We start from the raw sequence: 2,078 nt of genomic DNA, 5'->3' as shown, positions 1-2,078 counted from the left end.
CAAGCTAATAACCAGAGGTACAGTTGAAGAAAAGATGCTCAAGCTGCAGCAGCGAAAACAAAATTTATTTGATAATATAATTGAAAATAATGTTAATCCGATTAAAGCTATCAGCTGGGAAGATATTCAGGATCTGCTTTCGTATTAATTTTGAATTTTACTTTAATAAAATAAACTGGTTAACTAGAAGGAGATGAGATTTAAGATGGAAAAAAATTTGACAGTTGAACTAAAAAAAGAACTTTATCAATCAATTTACATGCGCAAATCAATTAGAAAATATAAGAAAGAAAAATTGAGTGCTCAACAGCTTGCGGATATTAGTGAATTTCTAAAGCGAGTTTCAGTTTTAGATCCAGAAATTGAATATGAAACAAAAATTGTAAATTCAGATGCTGTCAAAAGTCTGATGCCAATTAAATCACCACATTATCTCCAGTTTTTTTCAGAAACTAAGGGAGACTATCTTTTAAACACAGGCTTTATTCTGCAGCAGCTTGATTTATACTTTGCAGCAAATAATTTAGGCAGCTGTTGGTTTGGTTTGGCTAAACCTAAAAAGGATCAGCTTGTAGAATCTGAGCTGGAATATGTAATTACCTTAGTTTTTGGAAAGCCTGATGAAAAAAATCATCGTGATTCAGTTGAAGACTTTGAACGTAAATCTCTTTCTGAAATAAAAAGAGGTAAGAACCATTATGATCTTCTGGAAGCAGTAAGACTTGCACCTTCTGCAACCAATGGTCAACCCTGGTTTTTAATTTCAGAAGAGGCTCAAATTCATCTTTATCAAAAAGACCCAAATTTTATTAAGAAATTTTTCTACCAAAGGATGAATAAAATTGATATGGGTATAGCTCTGGCCCACCTATGGCTGGCAGCGGATCACCTCAATCGAGATTTTAAAATTGAAAAGTTAACTGAGAATCCAGCTGAAGTAGAAGGCTATAATTATTTATGCACAGTAAAATTGTAAAGGAGATGATTGAGTGAAAAGGAAAGTTATTATAGATACAGATCCGGGAATAGATGATGCAGCAGCTTTAACCATTGCTTTAAATAACCCGGAGCTAAAAGTTGAGCTTGTGAGTACAGTTGCTGGTAATGTTAATTTAGATTACACAACTGAAAATGCTAAAAAAATCCTTGATTTTTTTGAGAAAGAAGTGCCACTGGCAGCCGGAAGTTCGATACCTCTTTTAAGAGAATATGAGGATGCAAGCGAGTTCCATGGTGAAACAGGAATGGGAGGTTATGACTTTCCCGAAAGCAGCCGGCAGCTGCTGCCTGAACATGCTGTAGTAGAGATAAAAAATAAAATTTTAGCTGCGGATGCTAAAGTAACCCTGGTTACAATTGGTCCACTGACAAATGCAGCTTTACTTTTAAATATGTATCCAGAAGTTAAAGAAAAAATTGAAGAAATTGTGATTATGGGTGGATCAACAGTTGGGGGCAACACTAATTCTGCAGCTGAATTTAATATAAAAGTTGATCCTCATGCAGCTCAAATAGTGGTTAACTCCGGCCTTCAAATTACTATTTTTGGACTCAGAGTAACATCAAAGGCGCTTTTAAATAAAAGAGATATTGAGCTTATAAAAGGGCTGGGGCAGACAGGTGATATGCTTTATTCATTATTTACTCATTATCGGGGGGGAGATTTAGAAAAGCATGGTTTAATGATGCATGACATCTGTACTATTTGCTATTTAGTAAGACCTGATATTTTTAAATTTAAAGAAACTCATTTAGAAGTTGCGCTTGCTGGTCCTGCTGCTGGTGCTACTGTAGTAGATTTTGCGGCAAGATATACAGATCGAAAAAATGTAAAACTAGCTGTTAAAATTGATCAAAAGAAGTTCAGAGATTGGATTCTAGCAGAAATTAAAAAACTTAAATAAGTTTAAAATACTGCTGAATAAATTATTGAATCTTAATAAGTTTTCCAGATTAACTTTAAAAAAGGGGGCTTGGCAGAGGTAACGTCAAGTATTTTGTGTAAATAAATTAATATCTTTCTTCAAATAGTTGAATTAGTTTTTCTCGAGCAGCTAAAAATCCTTTTAATCTTCTCT

General features: G+C 33.9%; 2 protein-coding genes. Both read left to right on the top strand.

Annotated features, from left to right (window positions below):
• The first annotated feature begins 205 nt into the window (after positions 1 to 205).
• Positions 206 to 976, top strand: coding sequence for a nitroreductase family protein (locus tag CI949_RS20210; protein ID WP_290769808.1), 771 nt, complete (start codon positions 206 to 208; stop codon positions 974 to 976).
• Positions 977 to 989: 13 nt separating this feature from the next.
• Complete coding sequence (gene rihC / locus CI949_RS20205) at positions 990 to 1,904, top strand: ribonucleoside hydrolase RihC (protein ID WP_290769805.1); 915 nt, start codon at positions 990 to 992, stop codon at positions 1,902 to 1,904.
• Positions 1,905 to 2,078: the final 174 nt, after the last annotated feature.

The organism is Halanaerobium sp., assembly GCF_003070835.1.
Note: the sequence above shows the minus strand (reverse complement) of the source record. Positions and strands in the feature narration are given on the sequence as shown.